The sequence below is a fragment of the Clostridium cuniculi genome (assembly GCF_004353185.1).
GTDB classification, from domain to species: domain Bacteria; phylum Bacillota; class Clostridia; order Clostridiales; family Clostridiaceae; genus Clostridium; species Clostridium cuniculi.
Genome location: NZ_SMUS01000008.1, coordinates 111,818 through 132,253, shown reverse-complemented (window position 1 = coordinate 132,253; position 20,436 = coordinate 111,818). Strand labels below are relative to the sequence as shown.

Annotated in this window: 21 protein-coding genes and 1 riboswitch; of the genes, 20 read left to right on the top strand and 1 reads right to left on the bottom strand. The window is 27.2% G+C overall.

Translation table 11 applies throughout. The features are described 5' to 3' along the window. Nucleotides 1-25: 25 nt before the first annotated feature. From EJJ37_RS05830 to EJJ37_RS05795, 8 genes are all read left to right on the top strand, one after another. Complete coding sequence (locus EJJ37_RS05830) at nt 26-304, top strand: hypothetical protein (protein ID WP_133014657.1); 279 nt, start codon at nt 26-28, stop codon at nt 302-304. Between the two features lie 163 nt (nt 305-467). After that, nucleotides 468-1,367 carry a D-alanine--D-alanine ligase gene (locus tag EJJ37_RS05825; protein WP_133014656.1) on the top strand — a complete coding sequence of 300 codons (900 nt, stop codon included), beginning with the start codon at nt 468-470 and terminating at the stop codon, nt 1,365-1,367. Between the two features lie 13 nt (nt 1,368-1,380). Then, nucleotides 1,381-2,826 (top strand): MocR-like pyridoxine biosynthesis transcription factor PdxR, encoded by a 1,446-nt coding sequence (pdxR, locus tag EJJ37_RS05820; RefSeq protein WP_133014655.1) that lies wholly within the window; start codon nt 1,381-1,383, stop codon nt 2,824-2,826. A 240-nt stretch (nt 2,827-3,066) separates the two neighbouring features. Next, nucleotides 3,067-4,413 (top strand): MATE family efflux transporter, encoded by a 1,347-nt coding sequence (locus tag EJJ37_RS05815; protein WP_133014667.1) that lies wholly within the window; start codon nt 3,067-3,069, stop codon nt 4,411-4,413. Nucleotides 4,414-4,564: 151 nt separating this feature from the next. Next, nucleotides 4,565-4,897 (top strand): hypothetical protein, encoded by a 333-nt coding sequence (locus EJJ37_RS05810; RefSeq protein ID WP_133014654.1) that lies wholly within the window; start codon nt 4,565-4,567, stop codon nt 4,895-4,897. A 118-nt stretch (nt 4,898-5,015) separates the two neighbouring features. Next, the gene (locus tag EJJ37_RS05805) at nt 5,016-5,336 is read left to right on the top strand and encodes a helix-turn-helix transcriptional regulator (protein ID WP_204596853.1); all 321 of its coding nucleotides are present in this window, start codon (nt 5,016-5,018) and stop codon (nt 5,334-5,336) included. A gap of 33 nt (nt 5,337-5,369) precedes the next feature. After that, complete coding sequence (locus EJJ37_RS05800) at nt 5,370-5,825, top strand: hypothetical protein (protein WP_133014652.1); 456 nt, start codon at nt 5,370-5,372, stop codon at nt 5,823-5,825. Nucleotides 5,826-5,827: 2 nt separating this feature from the next. Then, nucleotides 5,828-7,384, top strand: a complete 1,557-nt coding sequence (locus EJJ37_RS05795) for a MutS-related protein (RefSeq protein ID WP_133014651.1) — start codon at nt 5,828-5,830, stop codon at nt 7,382-7,384. A gap of 814 nt (nt 7,385-8,198) precedes the next feature. On the opposite strand, the gene EJJ37_RS05790 is transcribed toward EJJ37_RS05795, so the two are convergent. Beyond that, nucleotides 8,199-9,056, bottom strand: a complete 858-nt coding sequence (locus EJJ37_RS05790) for a choline kinase family protein (RefSeq protein ID WP_133014650.1) — start codon at nt 9,054-9,056, stop codon at nt 8,199-8,201. A 115-nt stretch (nt 9,057-9,171) separates the two neighbouring features. Between EJJ37_RS05790 and cobT the strand changes: the two genes are divergently transcribed. The 12 genes from cobT to EJJ37_RS05730 all read left to right on the top strand — a co-directional run bounded on the left by cobT (nt 9,172) and on the right by EJJ37_RS05730 (nt 20,434). Then, complete coding sequence (cobT, locus tag EJJ37_RS05785) at nt 9,172-10,272, top strand: nicotinate-nucleotide--dimethylbenzimidazole phosphoribosyltransferase (protein ID WP_133014649.1); 1,101 nt, start codon at nt 9,172-9,174, stop codon at nt 10,270-10,272. An 8-nt stretch (nt 10,273-10,280) separates the two neighbouring features. Continuing rightward, nucleotides 10,281-10,901, top strand: a complete 621-nt coding sequence (locus EJJ37_RS05780; RefSeq protein WP_133014648.1) for a bifunctional adenosylcobinamide kinase/adenosylcobinamide-phosphate guanylyltransferase — start codon at nt 10,281-10,283, stop codon at nt 10,899-10,901. Nucleotides 10,902-10,975: 74 nt separating this feature from the next. After that, on the top strand, nt 10,976-11,761 hold the full coding sequence (locus tag EJJ37_RS05775) for an adenosylcobinamide-GDP ribazoletransferase (protein ID WP_133014647.1): 786 nt from the start codon (nt 10,976-10,978) through the stop codon (nt 11,759-11,761). A 62-nt stretch (nt 11,762-11,823) separates the two neighbouring features. Next, the gene (locus tag EJJ37_RS05770) at nt 11,824-12,201 is read left to right on the top strand and encodes a bifunctional adenosylcobinamide kinase/adenosylcobinamide-phosphate guanylyltransferase (protein WP_133014646.1); all 378 of its coding nucleotides are present in this window, start codon (nt 11,824-11,826) and stop codon (nt 12,199-12,201) included. A 131-nt stretch (nt 12,202-12,332) separates the two neighbouring features. Next, nucleotides 12,333-12,935 carry a histidine phosphatase family protein gene (locus tag EJJ37_RS05765; RefSeq protein ID WP_133014645.1) on the top strand — a complete coding sequence of 201 codons (603 nt, stop codon included), beginning with the start codon at nt 12,333-12,335 and terminating at the stop codon, nt 12,933-12,935. Between the two features lie 19 nt (nt 12,936-12,954). Then, nucleotides 12,955-13,902: an adenosylcobinamide-phosphate synthase CbiB gene (gene cbiB, locus EJJ37_RS05760; RefSeq protein ID WP_133014644.1), complete on the top strand. Its 948-nt coding sequence runs from the start codon at nt 12,955-12,957 to the stop codon at nt 13,900-13,902. Between the two features lie 57 nt (nt 13,903-13,959). Beyond that, nucleotides 13,960-15,033, top strand: coding sequence for a threonine-phosphate decarboxylase CobD (gene cobD, locus EJJ37_RS05755; protein ID WP_420808522.1), 1,074 nt, complete (start codon nt 13,960-13,962; stop codon nt 15,031-15,033). A gap of 23 nt (nt 15,034-15,056) precedes the next feature. Then, nucleotides 15,057-15,238, top strand: a riboswitch (cobalamin riboswitch). 326 nt (nt 15,239-15,564) lie between these two features. After that, complete coding sequence (locus EJJ37_RS05750; protein WP_133014642.1) at nt 15,565-16,485, top strand: ABC transporter substrate-binding protein; 921 nt, start codon at nt 15,565-15,567, stop codon at nt 16,483-16,485. Beyond that, a complete protein-coding gene (locus EJJ37_RS05745; RefSeq protein WP_133014641.1) occupies nt 16,466-17,497 on the top strand; it encodes a FecCD family ABC transporter permease in 1,032 nt (343 codons plus the stop codon). Before EJJ37_RS05750 ends, EJJ37_RS05745 begins: the two co-directional genes overlap by 20 nt. 11 nt (nt 17,498-17,508) lie before the next feature. After that, a complete protein-coding gene (locus tag EJJ37_RS05740; RefSeq protein ID WP_133014640.1) occupies nt 17,509-18,264 on the top strand; it encodes an ABC transporter ATP-binding protein in 756 nt (251 codons plus the stop codon). A gap of 33 nt (nt 18,265-18,297) precedes the next feature. Further along, nucleotides 18,298-18,960 (top strand): Dph6-related ATP pyrophosphatase, encoded by a 663-nt coding sequence (locus EJJ37_RS05735; protein WP_133014639.1) that lies wholly within the window; start codon nt 18,298-18,300, stop codon nt 18,958-18,960. After that, a complete protein-coding gene (locus EJJ37_RS05730) occupies nt 18,947-20,434 on the top strand; it encodes a cobyric acid synthase (RefSeq protein WP_133014638.1) in 1,488 nt (495 codons plus the stop codon). Before EJJ37_RS05735 ends, EJJ37_RS05730 begins: the two co-directional genes overlap by 14 nt. The last annotated feature ends 2 nt before the right edge of the window (nt 20,435-20,436 follow it).

Here is a 20,436-nt window from a genome sequence, read left to right as displayed (position 1 = left end):
GTATAGTTCTTTATGAGGTGATATTATGAAAAAAGATATATTAGATAAGCTGGAACTTAAAAATTATGAAAATTTATCAAGTAATAGGATGAATGATAATATACTTGGAATAAGTAAAGATTTAGATCATTTAAAAATTAATGATGATTTTTCTAATGATGAATTGGTAGAGGATGAGTTTAGTATTATAGAAAGTAATTCCTATGTTGATTTATCAGATGTAGTAGAAGATAATAAGATAAATAATAATGGTAAAGTAGATATTAGTGCATTACATTTGGAGAATAATTCAAATGTGGAATAAAATTTACGATTATAAGAGAGAAAAATTATATTGTAAGAGTAGTTAGCAATAAATCAGAGTAGTAGTACCACAGTTAAGTAGAAATACTTTTGCTGTGGTGCTTTTTTATTTGCTATTATATTCATAAAATAAAGTAAAGATTAAAAATGTGGGAGTGATAATAATGAAAATTGGAGTAATAATGGGTGGAATATCATCAGAAAGAGAAATAAGCTTAAAGTCAGGTGAGCAAGTTTTATTAAATTTAAATAGAGATAAATATGAAGAGATCATTCCGATAATAATAGATTCTAAAAGTGAAGTAGTTGAAAAAATAAAAGGAATAGATTTTGCATTTTTAGCTTTACATGGACAGTTTGGCGAAGATGGTACTATTCAAGGATTACTTGAAACTATTGGAATACCTTATAGTGGGTGTGGGGTATTACCAAGTGCTATATGTATGAATAAAGGGTTAACTAAAAGAATAGTAAAAACTGTTGGGGTTGATACGGCAAAGTGGTTAATAGTAAAAACAGTTGAAGAAATAGATTATAAAAAAATAAGAGAGTTACAATATCCTGTATTTATTAAACCTAATAAGGGGGGGTCAAGTGTTGCCACATTTTTAGTTAGAAGTGAAGATGAAGTGGAAATGGCAGTAAGGGAAGGATTAAAATACGACAATGAAATAATGATAGAAGAATATATAAATGGAGAAGAAATAACTTCTTTTGTATTAAATGGAGAAGTTTTTCCTACAGTTAAGATTAAGTCAAAAAATAGTGAATTCTTTGATTATGATTCTAAGTATGGTGAAAATGGAGCGGAAGAAGAAGTAGTTCTATTAGAAGAAAAGTTACAAGAAAAAATTAATAATATATCAAAAAAAGTTTGGGATATTTTAGGTTGCAATAGTTATGTACGAATTGATATGATAGTAAGAGATGGAGTACCTTATTTACTAGAAGTAAATACACTTCCAGGAATGACAAAACAAAGTCTTATTCCTAAAAGTGCAAAGGTAAGAGGATTAGAATTTAGTGAACTATTAGATAAAATAATAGAGTGTTCACTAATTTAGGAGTTGTGAGAAAATGATATTTTCTAAAATAGATTTTAATACTGAAGAACCACTATATTTACAAATAGAAAATTATATAAGGAGTATGATTGATAGTAATCTTCTTGTATCAAATGGAAAGCTCCCTGCTACCAGGGAGCTTTCTAAATTACTTGGTGTAAGTAGAAATTCTGTAATAACTGCATATGAAAATCTTGAAGAAAAAGGTATTTTATATACTGTAAAGGGAAGAGGAACCTTCGTTTCAGAGGTTAAGTCAATAAATGAAGATGGATGGAAGGTTTCTTGGAGTGAAAAAGCTAATGATTATGGAAATCTTGCAGAAAAATTAGATATTGTAAAAAGTGAAATACCTTGGGAAAAGAATTTAATATCTTTTAAAAGTATATCACCAGATGGTGAATTATTTGATATGGAAGAGTTTAAAAAGGCATTTTTAAATAGAATTTCAGTAGAAGGACATAAGATTTTAAATTATGGATATGCAAAGGGGTATAAACCTCTTATTGAGTACCTTTTAAAATATATGAATACAAAAGGTGTAGATACCATAGGTAAAGATATTATAATTACTAATGGATTTACAGAGGGATTGGAGATGATTCTTACTGCATATACAAATAAAGGAGATAAAATTATTTGTGAAAATCCAACTCATAATACAGCTATTAAGATTATGAAAGTTCATGGAGTTGAAGTAGTGGGAGTCTCTATGACAGAAGAGGGAATAGATATTAATGAATTAGAGAATAAGTTAAAAAGTAATAATGTAAAGTTTGGATATTTAATTCCTTCATATCATAATCCAACTGGAATTGTAATGAAAGGTGAAAGAAGATATTCTGTTTATAATTTATTTAAAAAGTATAATGTACCTATAATTGAGGATGGATTTAATGAAGAGCTTTTATATAATAGTACTCATGTATCTCCAATAGCTGCCCTTGATAATGGAGGTAGTGGAGTTATTTATATAGGAAGTTTTTCTAAAATATTATTTCCTGGAATACGAGTTGGATGGATTCTTGCAGATAAAAATGTTATAGACATATTAGAAAGTGTGAAGAGATGTAAAAATATTCATACATCATTTTTAGATCAAGGAATACTCTATGAGTATTTACGTTCTGGAGCTTTTGAAAGGCAAATAAAAAAGGTTAGAAAAGTATATAAGGAAAAATATGAGTTTGCTATAAAATGTATTAATGAATATATTAAGCCAACATTTATATGGGGAGAAGGAGGGCTTCATATTTATATTAAGATAGAAGGGGTAGATGCAAGATTACTTTTAGATGAGTGTTATAAAGAGAGAGTTATATTTACACCAGGAGATATATTTTCAGTAGATGATAGTTGTAAAGAGTGTTTAAGGTTAGGTCTTTCTAGGTTATCTCTTGAAGAAATAGAGAAAGGTATTAAAATTATAGGTAAAGTAATAGAGGATTTGAAAAAGTAGTTAATTATTTAAATATTTTTGATAAGATGAAGTTAATAATTTATGATTTAAGTAATGGATATTTTGGAAGTATTTTAAATATATAACAGATAGCAAAATTGCAATTTACAAGGTCATTATAAGAGGTAAGAAAAAATATTCTTACCTCTTAAAATTTGTTTTGCAAAAGTATTCTAAAGATGATATCCTATGTAATTGTGAAATAATACGTTAGGAGGCGATGATGATATGAAAAATAATATGACTAATGATATGACTAAAGGAAATCCTGTTAAATTAATATTACTATTTTCCATACCTTTATTGATAGGAAATGTATTCCAACAATTTTATAGTATGGTAGATACTATAATAGTTGGTAGATTTGTAGGTGTTGATGCTTTAGCAGCAGTTGGAGCAACAGGATCTATGGTGTTTTTAGTTAATGGATTTGCCACAGGATTAACTAGTGGGTTTGCAGTTTTGGTATCGCAAAAATTTGGTGCAAAAGATGAAAATGGTCTCCGTAAGGCTGTTGCTAGTGCAGTAACTTTAACAGTTATTTCAGTAATTGTAGTTACATTAGTAAGTTTGATAGGAGCAAAGCCTTTATTAAAATTAATGAATACTCCTGAAAATATTATGGGTGATGCCCATACATATATAAAAATAATTTATGGTGGAGTAGTAGCAACAGTTGCATATAACTTGATAGCAAGTATATTAAGAGCTTTAGGTGATAGTAAAACACCATTATATTTTTTAATAGTATCTTCAGTTTTAAACGTTATTTTAGATTTAGTGTTTATAATTAATTTTAAGATGGGGGTAGCAGGTGCTGCATATGCAACTATTATTTCGCAAGGTGTATCTGCCATACTTTGTTTAATTTATACTTATAAGAAGTTTATTATTTTAAGACTTAAAAAAGAAGATTTTAATGTTAAAAGAAAATATTATCATAAACATTTAAAGATAGGGATTCCAATGGCACTTCAATTTTCAATAACATCTATAGGAATAATGACTGTTCAAGCTGCTTTAAATGTATTTGGATCTATAGTTATTGCTTCGTATACAGCAGCATCAAAGGCATTACAGCTTGTTATGCAACCAGCAATCACTTTTGGTGTTACTATGGCTACATATTGTGGACAAAATCTGGGTGCTAAGGAATATGGACGTATAAAAGAAGGGGTTAAGGAATGTACTAAAATTTCAATTATTACAAGTATTATTGCAGGAGCAGTTTTAATATTCCTTGGGAAATACTTTGTTATGATGTTTATAAGTAATCCTGATGCTGAAATATTAAAATATGCACAACAAGTACTTGATATATCAGCTATATTCTTTATACCTTTAGGATTAATATTTATATATAGAAATGCACTTCAAGGGATTGGTGATTCCTTTGTTCCAATGATGGCTGGAGTATATGAGCTTGTAGCAAGAGCTATAGTTGCCTTTACTTTACCAAGGTATTTAGATTTTATGGGAATATGTTTAGCTGATCCAGTTGCTTGGTTTGCAGCGGTAATTCCATTAGGAATTACTTATTTTAGAAGAATAAAAAGTTTATTAAAGTATGGAAATATCAAAGCTTAAGGTTATTTAATAAAAGGTGATATAAAATGATTTTAGATTGTTTTATATCATCTTTTTTTGATTCAAAATAGAAAAAGGTATAAATTTGTAGCAATCTATATAATCTTAGCGTATTATGAAGTGTTAGACAAGTTATAAGGGGAAAAGAAAATTGAGTACATTAGGAACGACAGCTACTTTAAATGATATTATAAACAACTTAGATGAAGATGATTTAAGAGAAATTTGTTCAAGTTATTGTGATGATACAAGTGATGTTAATGCGACAAATGAATTTTTTGCATGCCAGTTATTAAACTTATTGCAATGTTATGGATGTCAATTTATGAAATTGATATTATTATTAATATTTATATATTCCTGGAATAATCAAATGACGAACAATTATTTAATGAATTCAAATTGTCAATTAACAAATGCAATTAGTGATTTATTGCAAGATTGCATGGAAAATAATTGTAATTGCAATTGTAAAAATAAATAAAGAATAAAAACAATAAAAAGAATAACAGAAATGTTATTCTTTTTTTACTACTTGACAATGCAAAGTAGTATGGTAATATTTAGATATAACTATTATGCAATACAAAGTAGGTGAAAAAGTGTCAAATTCAACACAAATGTTAAAGGGATTATTAGAAGGCTGTATATTAAAGATAGTATCTAATGGTGAAACTTATGGATATGAGGTTTGTGAAAAGCTTATAAATTATGGGTTTGAAGATATAAGTGAAGGAAGCGTTTATCCAATTCTTATAAGATTAGAAAAGAAAAAATTATTATATTCAGTAATGAAAAAGTCACCTCTTGGTCCAATGAGAAAATATTATTATTTAACTGACGAAGGAAGATATGAATTAAATGAATTTATAAATACATGGAATATAGTAAAAAGAAATGTAAAAAATGTTTTGGAGGATTAATAGAAGTTTTGTAAAAGTATTATAGATGAGTATATGCTAACTAAAAGCAAGGTATATATAGTATTGGATTATGTTCAAAGATATGTTTTATGGATGATAATAGGACTAGGATTAGAAGCTTTATGCAATTTATTTTTAATAAATCAATTAACTATAACATTAAATGATATATTTACTTGGAATGTGATTTCGCTATTTATTGTATTTATTTCTAAATCAGTAACTAGGGAAGCTATAGTTGTACCTATAAGTGAAAAAAGTAAAATTAAAATAAATATTAATTTTAATAATAGCAAGCTTGCTAGTTGTTTACTAGGAATTTTTATTTTGTCACTTATACTGCAATTAGTTTCAAGGCATTTATTTAATATTGATCCATATACCTATGTAATATTATTAAAAAGCAATGTATTCATAATAATATCGATTATATTATTAGTCTTGGTTGGAATTTCAATATATAAGTATCAATATGCTAAGAGGTACTAACAATGATATATTCTAAAAGATCATTAAATGTATTAAAAAAATACTATAAAGATGAAAAATATAAATATAATGATATTAAAGTTATTAGGGAATTCTTTGATATGCAAGATAAAGCTCCATATAAAATTGATGAACAATGTTTTTATGATTTAGATTTGGAGAATGTTTTTCGTAAAATAGATAGAACTTACTCAAGTGTTGGTGAAGCTGCACTATATAAAATGTTAAGAGAACCACTAATGGATGAAGAGGATTTAAAGAAGAGAGATAAGGTTATATATAAAATCAACTTAGATAAAGAATTAAGAGCTAAAATTCAGTATATATTTTATAATCTAGGTTTTGATAAGAAAAATAGATTCCTAGAAATGATGAAAAAGGATCTTAAAAGTAATAAGTTAAAAGGATATTTTTATTCATTATTTGGAATAAGTAATTTTATATTAATAGTATTTATGTTTTTAACTTTTAATAAATATATTGCACTTTTAGTACTTTTATTTTTTGTAATAGCACCTAATATAGTAAGTTATGAAAGTAAAAAGGTATGTACTAATGGATTAATTTATTTAAATGAAATATTAACTGCAGCACAAAGAATAGTGGCATTAGATAAAAAGGGAAATTTGGATATAGAAAGGCTTAAAATGATATTAGATAAGCTTAATTTTATAAGAGTTAATACATGGTTAATTAATTTAGCCATAATATATGGTGGAATATTAGAACCTTTTTTAATACCATTTTTAATATTAGAAAGTTCATATTATAGAATTATAGATAAAATTAAAGAAAATAAAAATGAATTGCTAGAGCTTTATTATGAATTAGGAAAAATAGAAGCTTTTATTTCAGTTGGAATATATAGGGAGATAGTTAATGAAAGTATATGTGAACCTAAGTTTGAAAAAGAAGCAAAGTTTAAAATAGAAGATGGAATTCATCCCTTATTGGAAAAAGCAGTTGGTAATTCAATAACTATAGGTAAAAAAGGTATAGTTTTAACAGGAACGAATATGTCAGGAAAGTCAACTTTTTTAAGAATGATAGGTATTAATGTGTTATTTGCACAAACATTTTATTTTGCACTAGCATCAGAGTATAAGGCACCTTTACTTAATATAGTAACGTCAATAAGTCCCAAGGATGATATTACTTTAGGAAAAAGTTATTATTTAGCGGAAGTTGAAGCCATACTTAGAATAATTAATTCATTAGATAATAAAGTAAAGCTATTATGTATTATAGATGAAATTTTTAGGGGGACTAATCCAATTGAAAGAATTTCGTCATCTACAGCGATACTTAATTATATAAATAATAGGGATGCAATTACTTTTGTGGCAACACATGATAAAGAGTTAACGGATTCATTAAAAAATAGTTATGATTTTTATTATTTCAGTGAATATGTTGATTGTAAAAAAGGCTTGTCTTTTGATTATAAAATAAAGCCAGGTGTTGTAAAATCAAGAAATGCTATTAAATTTTTAGAGTATGTTGGATATCCAAGAGAAATAATTGAAGAGGCTATGAGTTTAACAAAAGGATTTGAATAATATTGAGCACTAAAGCGTTAATGCCGTGATGCCGAAAATTAATGATATAACCTCCATTAAGTCATATAATTTCGCTAAGAATTTATATTATTATTTCCATAAAATTAGCTAAAGCTTCGAAGTTCGCTATCGCTTACCTTAAGTGAGATTCAAAATTTTAATTTTGTTAATCGAACTTACACATTCGACGTTAGGAGAAGGTGCTTCCTTTTAAATGAAACTCACTTCTCACTAGCGTTCGAAGGAGTAAGTTCAGCTAACTAAATCAAGATTTAGAGCTTCACTTAACGCTAATTTTATTACAATAATAATTAAATTCTAAAGCTTATTATATAATACTTTCTTCCGGTTATATCATTAATTTTTCTCTATCACTAGCTTTAAAGTTTAGTTCTGCAATTTAAAGGTGAATTGCCTATAAAGTTAATATTCTGTGCTATAAATTATTTTAATAGGCTAATTATCTTTTAATTTAAAGAATCTTATTTTATCCAGGTTAAAATACTTTTAGTTAACAACTTGTCATATAAAATGTAGCAAAAGACATTAACTGTAAGGTGTTATGTACAGGTAGTTACGTGAAAAAAAGAAAAAATGAAATATTAATTTGGAAGGACCATTGAAATTAAGCCGTAGAATTTAATAATTGATGGAGTAAAGTTGCGTAAAGAAGTTTTTACTGTTTGAGCGAATAGCGAGTTTAAAAACTTTAGCAAACTTTACGGAATCAATTATATAAATTCTAGGTGAAAATTTCACGGTTACTGGAAAATAAATATTTCATTTTTTCGTTTCCACGTAACGAACAATTTAGTTAAAAGTTTCGTATAGAATTATGGTTAAGTAATTCTTTAAATATCATTTTAGATCCAGCTAAATAATCATAGTCAGAGTTAGAATCTGAAGATTTAAGTAATGACCAAGTTGCATTGTAAAATTTAACTACAAAAAGATAGTCTAAAAGTTTTTGATAATATTCATTTTTAAATTCTCCAAAATATAGAGTTAATAATTTTTTTCGAGAATCTTCAGTAAAAAACCAAGATATAGTTGCTAAGTCAAAAAATATATCTCCTATGGAAGAGTATTCATAATCTACAAAATATAAATTATCATTATTTAAAATAATATTTGAAGCATTTAAATCATTATGACAAAGTCCAATTAAAGGATCTTTATTAAGCTTAATTTCTAGTTGAGTTAAATGGTTTAGAAGCATATCTATAGATTCTGGTAAATTAAGATTTAAGTTTTTACATATAGCTATTCTCTTTCTTATATGCTCAAAGGGATTAAAGTATTTTTCACATTGTAAACTGTGAAGACTTTTTAAGGAATTCGAAAGATTGTGTAAAAATTTAGGTGAAGAAAAATCTGTTAAGGATGGCATGTTTCCATGAATCCAATTGCTCACCATATTTCCAGTTTCAATAGAAAAATAATATAGGTCAGGAGCTAAATTTATTTCTTCTGCTTTACTTATGATTGATAATTCATTTTTTCTATCAGTGTGGAGATAGTTGTGAGTACATATCTTAACAAAATAACTTTTATTTTTATAAGTAACTTTATAGTTTTCACTACTAAGGCCACCTATTCTTTCTATAGAAGAGAGATTTATTATATTCCATTTAAGTTCAGTTTTAAGAAAATTTATTAAAGTAGCGTTCATATTGTTCTCCTAAATGAAAAAGTGATTAAATATATCTATTGTTGACATTTAAATAAATAATAAAGTATTATAACAAAAAAAGAAGGTATTTCAAATAAATAATTGGGGTGAAATCATGGAAGATGAAAAATTAGAATTAAAATATATCATTGATAATATAACTGATTTAAATAAACAAGCTATGGAGGAAGCTAAAATAAGAGTTGATTCATTAGCAAAACCATTAGGAAGTCTAGGAAAATTAGAAGATATAGCAATAAAGTTTGCAGGAATTACAGGGAAGATAAAAAATTCTATAAATAAAAAATGTATTATTATAATGTCATCAGATAATGGGGTAGTAGAAGAGGGAGTTGCTTCAGCTCCTCAAAGTGTAACATTAGCACAAACAATTAATTTTTCAAGGGGATTAACAGGAGTAGCTGTACTTGCTAAAGAAAATAATTGTGATTTAAAGGTAGTAGATATTGGAGTAAATACTGATAGAAAAATACCGGGGGCCATAGATAGAAAAATAAGAAAAGGAACCTATAATATAGTTAAAGGACAAGCTATGAGCTATGATGAATGTATAAAGGCAATAGGTATAGGAATAGAAATGGTTAAAAAGGCTTATGAGGAAGGCTATAATATATTAGGTGTTGGTGAGATGGGAATTGGAAATACAACAACAAGTAGTTCAGTTCTTGTAAGTTTAACAGGTTGTGCTATTGAAGAGGCTGTTGGAAAAGGGGCAGGAATAACTAAAGATGCATTTGAAAAGAAAAAGTGGGTAGTATCAGAAGCAATTAGAGTTAATAAACCAAATGAAAATGATCCTATTGATGTAATTGCTAAGGTTGGTGGATTTGACATAGCAGGAATGGTTGGAGTATTTTTAGGAGCAGCTTATTATAAACTACCAATAGTTATAGATGGATTTATTTCAGCAGTTTCAGCATTAGCAGCAGTAAGGATAAATCCATTAGTAAGAGAGTATTTAATACCGTCACATTGCTCTAAAGAGATTGGTTACAATATTGCAATGAAAGGACTAAATATAGAACCTATGGTTAATTTGGATATGAGATTAGGGGAAGGTAGCGGGTGTCCAATAGCCTTTTCTATAGTTGAATTTAGTTTAGCAATGATGAATAATATGGCTACTTTTGATGAAGCAGAAATAAATGATGATTATTTAGATGATGTTAGAGGAGAAGAAAACTATATAGTTTAGGAGTTAATATGATTGCTTTAGTAGTTGGTGGAGCTAAAAGTGGAAAATCAATGTTTGCACAAGATTTAGCTAAGTCTTTAAATGAATCTTTTAAAATAGATTTAAAAGAAGATTTAGATAAAAGCTTAGATATGAGTTTACATAGGAGTTTAGATAATTCTTTTAAAAAGAAAAGTGGAAAACTATATTATGTTGCAACCATGAATCCATATGATTTAGAAGATTTAAAAAGAATAGAAAATCATTTAAAAGAAAGAGAAGGGTATGGATTTAATACAATAGAAGAAACGATAGATATGGGGAAGGTTTCTAAATTAGTACAAAAAAATGATATTGTTTTAGTAGATAGCGTGACATCTCTTGTAACAAATTATATGTTTCAAGGAAAGGATTTTTTTAAAGAAGTCAGTGAGGATATCTTATCTGGAATATTAGAAATTATTGATGCAGCAGGTGATGTAGTTATAGTATCAGATTATTTATTTAGTGATAGTATTCAATATGATTGCTATACAGAAAGCTTTAGAAAAGAAATAGGAATCATAAATAGAAAGCTGGCGAAATTGGCTGATATTGTAGTTGAGTGTTCTTATGGAAATATAATTTATCATAAAGATAGAACCAGATAATGGGAGCGCCTCCGGGGTTAATCCAAAATTTGGATTGACCCCGGAGGCGGACCCATATATTGTAAGGAGGAGAAATGAAAAAATATTTTAAGGGATTTTTAATGGCAATAAGTATGTTTACTGTTATTCCATTACCTAGATATGAGTGGGATGATGAAGGTGGAAAAAATATCATGAAATTTTATCCTGTAATAGGCTTAATTGTAGGTCTGATTTGGTATGGAGTTTTTAGATTACTTAATTTATTAGGGGCAAGTATAATGGTAACAACTGCAATTACTTTAATAACACCATTTATATTAACTGGAATGCTTCATTTAGATGGGTATATGGATGTGTGTGATGCTCTATTATCTAGAAGGGATAAAGAGGAAAAGTTAAGAATATTAAAGGATCCTCATACTGGAGCTTTTGCAGTTATATCTGTAGTAATGTTATTTGTAGTAAATTTTTCAGGGCTTTATACTGTAATAAGTAATAGTATTCAAGATAACTCTATTAATAATATTAATACTAGTGCTATTGGATTAATTTTAATATCTATTATTTCAAGAAGTTTAATGGGGTATTTATTATTATCAAAGGAATCTATGAAGAGAAGTTCATTAGGAGCATTTTTTAAACAAGGAACAGGAAAAATAGATAGATTTATATTGTTATCATCTTTGATAATATCAAGTATAATTTCAATATTTATTTTTGGAATATGTGGATTAATATTGAGTTTAGCAATGATTTTAGTAAGTACTTTTTTTGTTAATAATGCAGTTAAAGAATTTGGGGGAATGTCAGGAGACAGTGCTGGATATGGACTTGTTATTGCAGAAACCATTGGGATTTTAATTTTAAGTTTTATATAATTATTAAGTTATATAAATTTAATAAATATAAATATCATAAGTTTAATTTTAAGGAGAAAATTATGGTTTTAGTTTTTGGTGGAGCATATAATGGGAAGCTAGATTTTGTTAAAGAGAAGTTCAACGTTAATGAAGATGATATATTTTATTGTGGTGTAAATGAAATTGATTTTTCTAAAAAAGTTATTTGTGGACTTCATAAATTTACATATAACAATATATTAAAAGATATAAGTTCACTTCAGTATATAAAAGAAAATATAAATCTATTTAAAGATAAAATAATAATTTCTGATGAAATTTCAAGTGGAATAGTTCCTTTAAAAAAAGAAGAAAGAATGTGGAGAGAGGAAACAGGAAGATGTCTTCAGTACTTATCAAAAGAAGCTTCTTGTGTATATAGAGTATTTTGTGGTATACCAACAATAATTAAAGATTAATATATAAGTTTATAAAACTATGTTTAATCAACAATATTATTTGTTGGTTTTTCTTTTTTTAAAGTTAAGTTGTATAAAATCTTTAAAAGTGATATTCTCGTAGAAGATAAATATAAGGAGAAAATAAAATTATGAATAAATTAATGTTATCTTTAATAAGGCATGGTAAAACAGAAGCAAATGAAAAGCATCTTTATTGTGGAAAGAGTGATATAAATTTAAGTGAAAATGGAATAAATGAGTTAAATGATATTAAAAGTTCAATAAAGTATCCAGAATGTAATAATTTTTTTTCTAGTGGAGCAAAAAGAGCAAATGAGACATTAGAAATTTTATATCCTAAAAAGTCATATAGAGAAATTAATGAATTTTGGGAATATGACTTTGGTGATTTTGAAATGAAAAGCTATGAAATGTTAAAAGAAAATAAAGAATATATTAATTGGATTACTGATAAAGATGGACAAGTATCATGCCCTAATGGAGAAAGTAAAATTCAATATAGTGAAAGAATAAAAGAAGCTTTTAGTAGACTTGTAGAAAAGTGTTATAAAGAAAGTATAAGTACAGCAGTTTTAGTTTGTCATGGAGGAACAATAGGTACTATATTAGAAATTTTTTATGATAATAGTAAGAGTTTTTATGAACATCAGCCATCATGTGGAAGAGGATATACTTTAACATTAGAGAAAAAGGATAAAGGATTTAAAATTATAAAGATAGATAATATTTAATTAGAGAAAGGTTAGAACAATGATAGAAACAATATTAGGTTTTTTATTAGATTTAATAATTGGAGATCCACAAAATCCAATTCATCCAATTAGGATAATAGGATCTTTATGCAAAGTAATGGAAAAGTTTTTTAGAAAAGTATTAAAAAAATCGTTAAAAATAGCAGGGTTATTAACTTGGATAACTGTAGTATTAATTGTGTTTTTATTTAATTATTTTTTATTAAAAGGGGCCTATGCAATTAATAATGTTTTAGGAGTAATACTATCAGCTATAATGATATATTTTTGTATATCAACAAAGGCTCTTAAAGTTGAAGGCTTAAAAGTTGTTAAATATGTAATACAAGATGATATTGAGGGAGCGAGAAAGCAGTTATCATATATAGTTGGAAGAGATACTAAAAATTTAAATAAAGAGGCCATATTAAAAGCTGTTGTAGAAACAGTAGCTGAAAATATGTCTGATGGAGTTATTGCTCCACTTTTTTATGTTGGTATTGGGGGAGCTCCATTAGCTTTCTTATATAAAGCTGTAAATACAATGGATTCAATGTTTGGATATAAAAATGATAAATATATTGAATTTGGATATTTTCCAGCAAAGTTAGATGATGTATTTAATTATATTCCAGCAAGATTAAGTGGATACTTCATAGTTATAGTATCTTTTGTTTTAGGTTTAGATTACAAAAATAGTTTTAAAATTTATAAAAGAGATAAAAATAATCATAGTAGTCCTAATAGTGCTCATCCGGAAGCAGCAGTAGCAGGAGCATTAAATGTTCAATTAGGTGGTGCAAACTATTATTTTGGAAAGCTTGTAGAGAAGCCAACTATAGGTGATAATATAGAAAAAATAGATGTTGATAAAGTAAACAAAACAAATAATATATTATATTGTAGTGCTATTTTAGGATGTTGTATGGCGTTAATTATTAATTGGATTATAAATATGATTATATAACTGAAGCATAATGGAATTTAGAATTACGATTAGTATATATTTTTAGGAGGGAATATTTTGGCGGTACATGGTGGAAATACTGAGGAAATTGCAAGAAAATATAACTTGAATTCGAAAGAAATATTAGACTTTTCAGCTAATATAAATCCTGTAGGATTAAATGAAAATGTTAAAGTTGCTATGATAAATGCAATTGATAAAGTAGTTAAATATCCAGATATAACTTATTTTGATTTAAAAAATTCTATTGGAGAATTTGAAAAATTGGATATAAGTAATATTACATTGGGGAATGGTGCAGCAGAAGTAATATTTAATATTGCACGAGCTTTAAAGCCACGAAAGGCATTATTGCCAGCACCAACTTTTTCAGAGTATGAAGAAGCAATTATAAGTGTTAATGGTGAAATAGAATATTACAAACTAAAAGAATCTAATGATTTTAATTTAGACGATGAATTTCTTAATAAAATAAAAGATGATATAGATATAATCTTTATTTGTAATCCTAACAATCCAACAGGTTGTCTAACTAAAAAAGAATTTATAAGAAAAGTACTAAATAAAGCATTAATTACCAATACAACAGTAGTTATAGATGAATCTTTTTTAGATTTTGTAAAACCAAATGAACTGTATTTAAGTAATGATTTACTAATAGATTATAAAAATCTTATAATTGTAAAATCATTGACTAAATTTTTTGCCATTCCTGGAGCAAGAATAGGATATGGACTATGCTCAAACAATGAAATAATAAATGAAATTAATAAAGTTATAGTACCTTGGAGTGTTAATGTAATAGCTTCAGAGGCAATTATTCAAGGGTTAAAAGAAAAAGATTATATTGATAAAAGTATAGTATATGTAAAAAATGAGAAAGAATATTTATATAGTGCTTTAAAAGAAATTGATAGTTTAAAGGTTTTTGAGCCAAGTGTAAATTTTATAATGTTTAAATTATTAATAGATTTAGATTTAAAAAGTGAGCTTATAAAACGAAGAATATTAATTAGAAGTTGTGATAATTATATTGGATTAAGCAATAGCTTCTATAGAGTAGCTGTTAGAACTAGAGAAGAAAATAATAAATTAATTAGTGAAATAAAAAATATTTTATTTGACAAATAAAATACAGGAATATATAATCAGTATGAATTTAAACCATAATAGGTGTTTATAATCTTAATAGGGAATTAGGTTAAAATCCTAAGCTACCCCAGTAACCGTAAAACTGACGAAATTCATTTAATTTGCCACTGCATAATGATTGCGGGAAGGTATGGAAAGTAGGATGAAGTTAAGCCGGGAGACCTGCCTACTATGATGAAAATATTATCTTCTGAGGGTGAGATAATAGATACGAATAATAGATAATGGGGTTAATGTACTTTACTTATATGAATTTTAAATATTTGGAATTTATCTTAACAAGCTAAGATGTTAAGTTTATTTTCTGAGCATATATTTTAAAAGAGATATTAATTAGAAAATTATCAAAAATTATTATGTATTTTAGAGCGCTCTCATAAATGAAGCGCTCTTTTTTAGTTAGATATACAATTTGTTAAATGATCTAGTATAAAGAAAAATATAAATTTAAATTTTATACTACTAACTAAATTAACACCACTCTAAGATGGAAATTTAGGAGGAATTATAATGAAAAAGGTTTTATCGTTAGTAGCTACTTTTGTAATGGCTATGATGATCTTTGTAGGATGTTCAAGCAAACCTACAACAATGCAAGATAGAGAAGGAAATGAATTTAATGTTCCTAAGGAAGTAAATACTATAATATCTACTGCACCATCTAATACTGAAGTATTAGTAGCTTTAGGCTTAGCTGATAAATTAGTAGCAGTAGATAAATACTCAGCTGATGTTGAAGGTATAAGTGAGGATTTACCTAAAATAGACTTTAGAAATCCAGATGCAGAAGCTATTATAGCTTTAAATCCTGATATTGTTATTGCATCAGGACATAATAAAGTTGGAGATGAAGATCCATTTGCTTTAATAAAAGAAGCTGGAATTACCGTTGTATATATTCCAAGTAGTTATAGTATTGATGGAATATATGGAGATATTGAGTTTATTGCAAACTTAACTGGAACAGAAAAAGAAGGAGAAGAGTTAATAAACTCAATGAAAGAAGAAGTAGAAGCTATAAAAGCTATAGGTGATACTATAACAGATAAGAAGAATGTTTATTTTGAGATTGGAGCAGGTTCAGGGCTTTATACATTTGGAAATGAAACATTCTTAAATGAAATGATAGAAACTATTGGAGCAACTAATGTATTTGGTGAAGAAAATTCATGGATAACAGTAACACCAGAAGCTGTTATAGATGCTAATCCAGATGTTATTTTAGCAAATTCTCCAGGAACAAATGAAGCTGGTTTAACTGCTGTTGAAGATATAGAAAGTAGAGAAGGTTGGGACACAATAACTGCTGTGAAAAATGGTGATGTATATCAAATTGATAAAAACTCTTCTTCAAGAGCATCACAAAATATAATAAAAGCATTAAAAGAAATGGCTAAGGCTGTTTATCCAGATGAATATAAAGACTTCTAAAAATAAAATATTATTAATATTATCAATTCCATTGGTATTATTAGCTATATGTATTGGAACTTCCAGTGGGAGTTCCAATATTAGCATATTTGATACTTTTTCTATTTTAGCTAATAAGTTTTTTAGTGTCCCATTACTAGATGGAATTGACCCAAAGCAAGTGACTATTATATGGAATTTAAGATTACCTAGAGTTTTGCTTGCATTTATGGTGGGTGGATCTCTTGCAGCTAGTGGTGCTATAGTACAATCGGTTTTGAAAAATCAATTAGCATCACCATATACATTAGGATTATCATCTGGGGCGTCATTAGGTGTAGGAATTATTATTGTAACAGGAGTATCAGTTCCATTCTTAGGAAGATTAACTCTGCCAATAGTTGGATTTGCTTGCAGTTTAGTTACTATGATAATAGTATTGAAGTTTTCAGAAAAGGTTGATAAGGGATTTTCTAATACAACAATAATATTAGCAGGTATGGTATTATCACTATTTTTTAGTGCTACATTAACTACTATTTCAGCCTTGGCTTCAGATAAAATGCAAAGTATAACTATGTGGTCAATGGGGTCATTTTCTATGAAAGGGTGGAGTTATGTAAAAGCAGGTTTACCATTTTTTATTATAGGTATTCTAGGAGTATCTTTTTATTTTAAAGAAATGGATGTATTAACTTTTGGAGAAGATGAAGCAAAAGCTATTGGAGTAGATACAAATAAAGTTAAAAGAAGATTATTTTTATTTGTAGCAGTTCTTACAGGAAGTGCTGTTGCTCTTAGTGGAACTATAGGGTTTATAGATTTAATTGCTCCACATGTTGTTAGGAAAATATTTGGATCGAAGCATGCTTATGTTATACCGATGTCAGTGGTATTAGGTGGTTGTATGATGATAATTACTGATTTAATATCAAGAACAATAGTAGCACCGTCAGAATTACCAGTTGGAGCAATAACAGCATTAATTGGTGGACCATTTTTTGCTTATATATATTTTAAAAAGTCAAAGTAGGAGATGTTTTAATGCTAGAAATAAAGGAAGTTAGATGTGGATATGACAATAAAGAAATTGTTAAAGGTGTAAGCTTTAGTGTTGAGCGTGGAAATAATCTTTGTATAGTTGGACCTAATGGCTGTGGTAAGAGTACTCTTTTAAAATCAATTGCTAATTTATTAGAATATAAGGGAAGTGTGAAGCTTGATTCAAAGGAAATTAGTAAATTAAATAGAAAAGATTTAGCAAAAAATGTTGCATTAATGACTCAAGCTAGTAATATATATTTCCCATATACAGTTTATGAAACAGTAGCTTTAGGAAGATATGCGCACTTAAAAGGCGTATTTTCAAGAATAAATAAAGAAGATGATGAAATAATTCTTAAAAGTATAGCTAATGTAGGTTTAATAGACATTAAAGATAAACTAATAAGTGAATTATCAGGAGGACAATTACAAAGAGTGTATTTAGCTAGAGCCTTTGCACAGGATCCAGATGTAATTCTTTTAGATGAACCTACAAATCACTTAGATTTAAAATGTCAAATAGAAATATTAGATTATCTAAATAAATGGACTAAAGAAAATAATAAAATTGTTGTTGCTGTATTACATGACTTAAACTTAGTTCAAACTTTTGGTGAAAAAGTAGTAATGATGAATGATGGTAAAATTATTAGTTCAGGAACTGCTAAAGAAGTATTAAGTGGAGAAAAATTGAAAGAAGTTTATGGAGTAGATGTAAAAGGATTCATGATTGATGCTTTAGAAAAGTGGAAGTAGTTATTTATAATATTAATAAGGGGTGGTATTCTTATGAAGAAGTTTATAATGTCATATAGTTGCGGAAAAGATAGTACTTTAGCATTATATAGAATGATAAAGAAGGGGAATACTCCAGCAGCTTTACTTGTAAAAGTAAATAAAGAAGAAAATAGATCTTGGTTTCACGGAATTCCTGAAAATTTAATAAAAGAAGTATCTAAATCATTAAATATACCGTTAATATTAGTAGAAACTAAGGGTAATGATTATGAAAGTAAATTCACTGAAGCATTAATTAAGGCAAAAGATAGATTAGGAATTGATTCATGTGTATTTGGAGATATAGATTTAGAACCACATAGAGAATGGTGTACTGCAAGATGTAATGAAGCAGGAGTAGAAGCAAATTTTCCTTTATGGCAAGAAAATAGAGAAGAGTTAGTTTATGAATTTATAGATAGTGGTTTTAAAACAGTAATAAAAAATGTAAAGCTTGAATGTATGGGAGAAGATTTCTTAGGAAAAGTTTTAACAAGAGAAGTAGTTAAAGATATAAAAGAAACAGGATCAGATGCTTGTGGAGAAAATGGTGAGTATCACACATTTGTATATGATGGCCCAATATTTAAATATCCAATTAAATTTCAACACTTGAATATTATTAAAAATGAAACCCATGGTTTCTTAGAGGTAAAGGACAGTGAAAATGAATAAGATAATGGTTTTAGGAACAGCTTCAGGTGTAGGTAAAAGTACAGTAGCAACAGCATTATGTAGATATTATAAAAATAAAGGTTTTAAGGTAGCACCATTTAAAGCATTAAATATATCATTAAATTCTTATGTAACTGAAGATGGATTAGAGATGGGAAGAGCACAAGTTGTACAAGCAGAGGCTTGTGAGTTAAAGCCTATGGCATATATGAATCCTGTATTATTAAAACCTAGTGGTAATAATAAAACACAAGTTATTGTTAATGGAAAAGTTCATTGCACTATGGATGCTTATAAATATAAAGAGTTAAATAAAGAACTTAAAAAAATTGTTAAAGATACCTTTGATAATTTTTCAAAAGATTATGAAGTTATGATATTAGAAGGCTCAGGCAGTTGTGCTGAAATTAATTTAAGAGAAACTGATATAGCTAATATGTCCATGGCAAAAGCAGCAGATGCAGATGTAATATTAGTTGCAGATATAGATAGAGGTGGGGTATTTGCATCAGTATTAGGTACTTTAATGCTTTTAAGTGATGATGAAAGAGCTAGAGTAAAAGGTATCATTATAAATAAATTTAGAGGTAATGTAGAGTATTTTAAAGGTGCAATGAAACAGCTAGAAGATATTATAAAAGTACCAGTTCTTGGAGTATTACCTTACTTTGAATTAGATATAGAAGATGAGGATAGTGTAACTGAAAGAATAAAAAATAAAGATATAACAGGGTTAGATATAGTAATAATAAGATTACCTCACATGTCAAACTTTACTGATTTTAATAATCTAGAAAGATTGAATGATGTCACTGTAAGATATGTAAATAATGCTGAAGCTATAAATAAACCAGATTTAATAATAATACCAGGAACTAAGAACACTATAAATGATTTAAGGTTTATAAAAGAAAATGGAATTTTTGATAAAATAAAAGCTTTAGAAAAAGAAGGGGCAATTATACTTGGGATTTGTGGTGGATATCAAATGCTTGGTAGAAGTATAAATGATTTAAAAGGTATTGAAGGGGAGGTTACTTCAGAAAAAGGATTTGATTTTCTTGATATAGAAACTATTTTTAATGAGGAAAAAAGAACAAAACAAGTTAATGGAATTATTAAAAATTCTTGTAATATATTTAAATCATGTATTGGAGTTAAGGTTAAAGGGTATGAAATTCATAATGGTGTTACAAATGTTAAAGATGAAAGCACAATTTTCATAAAAGGTGAAAATAATGAAGCTCTAGGTGTTTATAATAAAGAGAAGAATGTTTTAGGAACTTATTTACATGGGATATTTGATGAGAAAGAGTTTTTATTAAATTTTATTAATGATATTAGAGAAACTAAGGGTTTAAATATTATAGAAAAAGAATTATTAGATTATAGAGTTTATAAATTAAATCAGTATGATGAGTTAGCTAAGATATTTGAAGAAAATATTAATATAACAAGAGTAATAAATATATAGTT

Excerpts from the sequence above, each read along its gene's own strand:
- EJJ37_RS05770 (WP_133014646.1), top strand. The coding sequence starts at position 11,824 with ATGGTTTTAGTTTTTGGTGGAGCATATAATGGGAAGCTAGATTTTGTT.
- EJJ37_RS05790 (WP_133014650.1), bottom strand. The coding sequence starts at position 9,056 with ATGAACGCTACTTTAATAAATTTTCTTAAAACTGAACTTAAATGGAAT.
- pdxR (WP_133014655.1), top strand. The coding sequence starts at position 1,381 with ATGATATTTTCTAAAATAGATTTTAATACTGAAGAACCACTATATTTA.
- EJJ37_RS05815 (WP_133014667.1), top strand. The coding sequence starts at position 3,067 with ATGACTAATGATATGACTAAAGGAAATCCTGTTAAATTAATATTACTA.
- EJJ37_RS05825 (WP_133014656.1), top strand. The coding sequence starts at position 468 with ATGAAAATTGGAGTAATAATGGGTGGAATATCATCAGAAAGAGAAATA.
- EJJ37_RS05750 (WP_133014642.1), top strand. The coding sequence starts at position 15,565 with ATGAAAAAGGTTTTATCGTTAGTAGCTACTTTTGTAATGGCTATGATG.
- cbiB (WP_133014644.1), top strand. The coding sequence starts at position 12,955 with ATGATAGAAACAATATTAGGTTTTTTATTAGATTTAATAATTGGAGAT.
- EJJ37_RS05740 (WP_133014640.1), top strand. The coding sequence starts at position 17,509 with ATGCTAGAAATAAAGGAAGTTAGATGTGGATATGACAATAAAGAAATT.
- EJJ37_RS05780 (WP_133014648.1), top strand. The coding sequence starts at position 10,281 with ATGATTGCTTTAGTAGTTGGTGGAGCTAAAAGTGGAAAATCAATGTTT.
- EJJ37_RS05795 (WP_133014651.1), top strand. The coding sequence starts at position 5,828 with ATGATATATTCTAAAAGATCATTAAATGTATTAAAAAAATACTATAAA.
- EJJ37_RS05735 (WP_133014639.1), top strand. The coding sequence starts at position 18,298 with ATGAAGAAGTTTATAATGTCATATAGTTGCGGAAAAGATAGTACTTTA.
- EJJ37_RS05800 (WP_133014652.1), top strand. The coding sequence starts at position 5,370 with ATGCTAACTAAAAGCAAGGTATATATAGTATTGGATTATGTTCAAAGA.
- cobT (WP_133014649.1), top strand. The coding sequence starts at position 9,172 with ATGGAAGATGAAAAATTAGAATTAAAATATATCATTGATAATATAACT.
- EJJ37_RS05830 (WP_133014657.1), top strand. The coding sequence starts at position 26 with ATGAAAAAAGATATATTAGATAAGCTGGAACTTAAAAATTATGAAAAT.
- EJJ37_RS05745 (WP_133014641.1), top strand. The coding sequence starts at position 16,466 with ATGAATATAAAGACTTCTAAAAATAAAATATTATTAATATTATCAATT.
- EJJ37_RS05765 (WP_133014645.1), top strand. The coding sequence starts at position 12,333 with ATGAATAAATTAATGTTATCTTTAATAAGGCATGGTAAAACAGAAGCA.
- EJJ37_RS05775 (WP_133014647.1), top strand. The coding sequence starts at position 10,976 with ATGAAAAAATATTTTAAGGGATTTTTAATGGCAATAAGTATGTTTACT.